Source organism: Bradyrhizobium sp. Ken51, assembly GCF_055807435.1.
This window is the reverse complement of record NZ_JBVVPB010000085.1, coordinates 1-4,735: the sequence shown is the minus strand read 5'-3', so window position 1 is coordinate 4,735 and position 4,735 is coordinate 1. Positions and strand designations below refer to the sequence as shown.

Below are 4,735 nucleotides of genomic sequence, written 5' to 3'. Positions count from 1 at the left end.
AAGCGAACTGAACCTTCACACTCCACGCCCATACTCATGAGCATCCGGGATTTTTGCTGATCCCGTCCCGGGGCTGGACGGATATCAAGCCGCCGGGACAAGGTATTGCGTGCCCGGCGGCGTGATTTGCGGCGCGCGAGTTGGCGCTTGGAGTACCCATGAACATCCGTTCTGGTCTATTGCTGGCCGCGATTTGCTGCGCATCCGGAAATGCTTGCATTGCCCAGCAGGGGGCGGCGGGGCCAGACGGGCTATATCCACCACCGCCCGAGACTTCCCTGCCCAACCAACGGACCCGCAAGCGTGCCAACGCAATGGGGCAAAAACCTTCGTCGGTGTCTAAGCCGATGACCTGGGAAGAAGAAAACGCCCAACAGCAAGCGGATGAAGATCAGCTGAAACGGAGAATGAATATTTGCCAGCGCTGCTGAGAGACAACATCCCAGAGCTTCCCCACGACGCCTAGTAGCTCGCGCGCTTTCGCCTCCTTCTCGTAGTTGTGAAGCCGGTGCAGCTTGTGGGGAAACAGTCAGAGCATCAGATAGGGCAGTTGCGGGATTGGAGCTGATGCTATGCGCTCTGCTTTGGCGCTGAGTTTCGTGGTGCTCCTGTGCACGTCGGCCGACGCTGCAAAGGTGCGTCACTCTCGGGCACGTCAACCCGCGGCGGAACGTCCGAGCCTGGATGTCAATTCTCGGGCGCGCTTCGCAGTCCCCGGATGGAGTGACGATGCAACGCGGCGATGGCTGGATAATGCCTCCTCCAATGTCGGCCGCGGTGGCTAACGACCGAAATCGCTTGCGGACACTACGCCCGCGCCAGACATTCGTAGCGCGTTCGAATGGAAAGGGAGCCAAATGCGTACTCTCATAATCGCCGGCGTCGCCCTTGCTTCGCTAGTTTCAGCCGGGGCGGCCGATGATGGTCCCGCAGACAAAACAAAGAAGATAGACAGCTGCAGCTACATGCTTATGGATGGGCAGTTTTCGATCTACCCGTTGGCGCAAACGTCTGCGTCCGCTCACCCGCGCCATATACCAACGAATACGCGCTGCTTCACTGTTATCCGCCCATTCAAGAGGTTGACCTCGTAAAGCGCGGCGATTCCCGGTGTAGGGAAAAGTACGAAGATCGCGAGCGGAAAAGGTAGCCTGATCGGCTCAAGGTCGGGAGGTGCAGATGTCTCATTTCATGATGGATTGTTATTTTCCTGACGTGACGAAGCCGGATGGGGTGACCTGCGATTCTTTTCCGATCAAGGCTCTAAATGACGATGACGCAATCGCAGAGGCGAAACGGGTGGCGATCTGGAAAAAACCCCTACGGTATGGCGTTCGCATTGTCAGCAAAGCCGGGGATAAGACTATCTTTCACTCGTAACCCGGCCGAAGGCTGCGGTCTAACGCCCCCTTTTGCTCAAATGAAAACCCGCCGGGTCCGGTAGCCGACGAGTTCTCTATGCCCATGCGTACCGCGGTACTCGTCACCAATCCGCGATGCTGCATCGTAAGGCGGTACCTATTGACGTCAGGTTACCGCCTCAACCGCAGGCGATGTGTCATCAGCCGCTGCCGGTCGCGCTTCCTGTGCGCCAGCACGAACCGGCGGTCGAGGAAGGCGCCGTCATCAACCTGTGGCATAATCATTGCAGAGTTGAACAGGAGTGGGATTTCAGTGCCCAGTCTGAGACAAGAGCGCCGCCGGGGGGACTGGCATTTCGAGCCCGGCAGCGCTCTCCCTTACTGTTCTGCCTCGCCTGCGGAGGGCCCCGCCCAAGCTTTGCGGCAGGAGCGGGCCGAATGGCAAATCAGGGCTATTTGGCCGCCTGCAGAACCGCCGCCGACCGTCTGGCGGCTAAGTGCGCGACTTGAGAATTGCGCGCTGACCAAGCGCACCGCTGGCGCGCTCCGTCACAAGGCTCTCGTTTTGAGGTTTGGCTTAGGCCTTTAGCCCTGATGAAGGCAGTTGTCGGGAAATCGGGACAACCGGATCGCCAAACTTCCATGTTAGTTTGGACATTAATCTGACGCGTTCTAGCGCAGACTATTGGTCTTGCGATGAGGCAGCCGGGGGGCGGCCTCGCACACGAGGTTGAGGGCTCGCTTTAGCCAGCCCGGCGAGCCCTCCCTCAGTCAGCAAGACTGACATTTAAGTTTTCCATAAGTGTGACATCGCCGACATTGCGGACTTGAGCCGTCGCTGTAGGCTTGTGTTGCCGGGGCTGGAATCAATATTTCGCGTCTTCATTTTAACCCGGCTGGCCGCAGTGGTTTGCCGCTGCGGCCTTTTCGCGTGGCGCTCCTAGAGGTGAGGCCCTCCTGCTGGGACACAGTGATAACACTGCGATCCGGCGTGCGCCTGTACGACTGCCCAACCTGTAAGCGGTTGTTTTTAGGATGCCACCCGCCATAATTTGCCTGATCGCGGTCCTGCTTTTGTCTGATCGCAAAAATCGGCAGCAGGGTGGAAATTGGTCCGATCCGGGGCTCCTAAAAGTTCGGCGATTTGGTCCGCAGAGGACGACGAAATGCTTTTTCAGATGCGCGCGAGCGGAGCGTCATTCAGCGACATTGCAGCATACCTCGGCCGCAGTCAGGCATCGGTCGAGGCTCGCTATTCCAAGCTAAAGAAGCAGATCAAACTGCGCGGTCGTTCCTAAAAGCTTAAGCCCTGCCTCCGGCGGGATACGACCTGGTGAACACGCCTTGTTGCTCAATGCGGTTGTAACGAAACGTGCAGCCATGAGCGCGGGCGAAGACCTCGGCCTCTGCAAGCGCGAGCGCGTCGTTCCCGCCGAACGCGTACTCGATGTACCGGTCCCGAATTATCACCTGCTGGTCCGCCCCGACATCATCTAAAACGCTCGCCAGCCGGAGCAGGTAGTCTTGGCGCGTCTCCATGAAGCCGTGTCAGATCAACTACCGGCCTTCAACGATTTTGCGGCGTCCAGATGTTTTTGCAACGTATCAATCTGGCCAGAAGCATATTCACCGGCAGCATCCTTGCTTTGTGACGCCTTCTTGTACTCGGCGATGTCCTTCTGGTGATCTGCGACCATGTGGGTAGCGAACATCTTATCGAACCCTGCGCCGGACATTTTTGCCATCTTGTCATGGTCGGCTTTTTGCTTCGCACTCGGGCCGCTCGGTGGGTTCATTCCTGCTGCTTGGGCAGCAGTTAAAGCCTTCTGATTGGCGGCAGCATGGTCGGTGGAGAGCATCCTGCCGAACGACTTGACGGCATCGCTCTGGCCGTTCTGCTGCGCCAGCTCTCCCATGCTCACCTCAGCGAAATTGCCCTCGATTGCCTTCTTAAGGAACGCCTCGCTTTGCTTATCTTTCGCAGATGCGTTCGCAACTGAGATCGCCATCAAGGCTACTGTCCCGAGCGACACAAGCATTCTGTTCATAGGCGACTCCTGCGGGTTGTTTTGCCGATGAACACCCCAATTGCGGTAGAGGTTCCAATCGAGCGCGCATTTCGGCCGGGGTTCGGTCCTGGCAGACCCCTCTAGTGGCCGACGCAGGCCACCGCAAGATTCCGTAGTCGGCACGATGTCCAACTGGAACCGAATAGTGCGGGCGCTATTACGTCGCTATGAGCGATCGGGTATGAAAGCAGCATCTGGTATTTGTCGCGGCAACCACCTTCGAGCACGCCAGTCGTGAAGCATTGGCCGAATGCCAACTCAGGAGGACGCACCTCGTACAAGGACATTTCCTACGGAACAGCTAATTCACCAGACGCTGCTCAACCTGATCGGGACTTTGATAACAGACTAGCGAGGACGCAGTGATGCGGCATCCTTGGATAGCGGTGGCCCTTTTTGCAGTCGGCGTCATCGCCTGGGCAATGGTAGCTGAGCGCCCCCCAGAGCCCCCCCTGCGGATCGAGGCTTCTCTGACGGTGGCAGCCGACCACGACGTTCGTTTGATCTCAGAGCGCAGCCCCTTCATGCGGACAGAGCGGTGAGTAGCGAAGGCGCGCCAGCCCCAGCATGACTCGCCGGCCGTTTGTCGGATATGCGGGATGTGTTGGGTTCGATTATTTGTGCTTCCAAAACGAACAGGGATGTCGGGTTGCGCACACCGCGCGATGTGTTAAGCGGCGCGAAAGAGAAAAAGGCTGTCCGCCGCGAGTGGACGAAAGACGACCTGAAGACGCTGAAGTCACTCGCGAAAAAGAAGGCCGGTGTTAAGAAAATTGCGCGGGCGCTGAAGCGGACGCCCGGAGCGACTGCCGCGAAGGCGTTTGTTCTTGGGCTTTCGCTGGATACTCGGCTCTAACCACCCGCTCTGCCAAAACCTTCAGCAGCTGCGCCCGAAGCCGAGCGCGACATTGAACGGCTCAGCTTAGCAATTGGCCGGCGGCAAACGAGGCGCCACGCGGTACCCCCCAACATTTCAATTGCAGATGCGGGTGAAACGGGGGGCGAGCGGTCTGCGATGGCGGATCGGGTCCGAAAACTGCCACGCCCTCCCCGTACCGGCCTACAGCATGCCCTCACACGCATGGCTTCACGCCTTGCGGCGATGCCGCGTTGGATCGCGCGGGCGCGCGGTTTGTGAAAGCCAAGATGCAACTCGGCCGAGGCCAAGCATGCAGCGGCTTCAATACGGTCCCACTTGAAGCTAGGGACGCGCGTCAACAAAGACGTGGGTCAGTTCAGAAACTTCACAGCGAGACGGCGCTCATCACGCCATACAACGGAGCAATCAATATCCAAGCCAGCACC

At 58.5% G+C, this 4,735-nt stretch carries 4 protein-coding genes; 3 read left to right on the top strand and 1 reads right to left on the bottom strand.

The genetic code is table 11. The features are described from left to right. Positions 1-158: 158 nt before the first annotated feature. Together AC0L27_RS40700 and AC0L27_RS40695 are read left to right on the top strand one after the other, a co-directional pair. A complete protein-coding gene (locus AC0L27_RS40700) occupies positions 159-431 on the top strand; it encodes a hypothetical protein (protein ID WP_473323688.1) in 273 nt (90 codons plus the stop codon). Positions 432-1,179: 748 nt separating this feature from the next. Beyond that, positions 1,180-1,380, top strand: a complete 201-nt coding sequence (locus AC0L27_RS40695) for a hypothetical protein (RefSeq protein ID WP_473323686.1) — start codon at positions 1,180-1,182, stop codon at positions 1,378-1,380. A gap of 1,534 nt (positions 1,381-2,914) precedes the next feature. Here AC0L27_RS40695 and AC0L27_RS40690 read toward each other — a convergent pair. Then, positions 2,915-3,409: a DUF4142 domain-containing protein gene (locus tag AC0L27_RS40690; RefSeq protein WP_473323684.1), complete on the bottom strand. Its 495-nt coding sequence runs from the start codon at positions 3,407-3,409 to the stop codon at positions 2,915-2,917. A gap of 670 nt (positions 3,410-4,079) precedes the next feature. Between AC0L27_RS40690 and AC0L27_RS40685 the strand changes: the two genes are divergently transcribed. Next, complete coding sequence (locus AC0L27_RS40685; protein WP_473323682.1) at positions 4,080-4,286, top strand: hypothetical protein; 207 nt, start codon at positions 4,080-4,082, stop codon at positions 4,284-4,286. Positions 4,287-4,735: the final 449 nt, after the last annotated feature.

Bases quoted from the DNA above. Each gene is read 5' to 3' on its own strand.
- AC0L27_RS40700 (WP_473323688.1), top strand. From the start codon at position 159: ATGAACATCCGTTCTGGTCTATTGCTGGCCGCGATTTGCTGCGCATCC.
- AC0L27_RS40695 (WP_473323686.1), top strand. From the start codon at position 1,180: ATGTCTCATTTCATGATGGATTGTTATTTTCCTGACGTGACGAAGCCG.
- AC0L27_RS40690 (WP_473323684.1), bottom strand. From the start codon at position 3,409: ATGAACAGAATGCTTGTGTCGCTCGGGACAGTAGCCTTGATGGCGATC.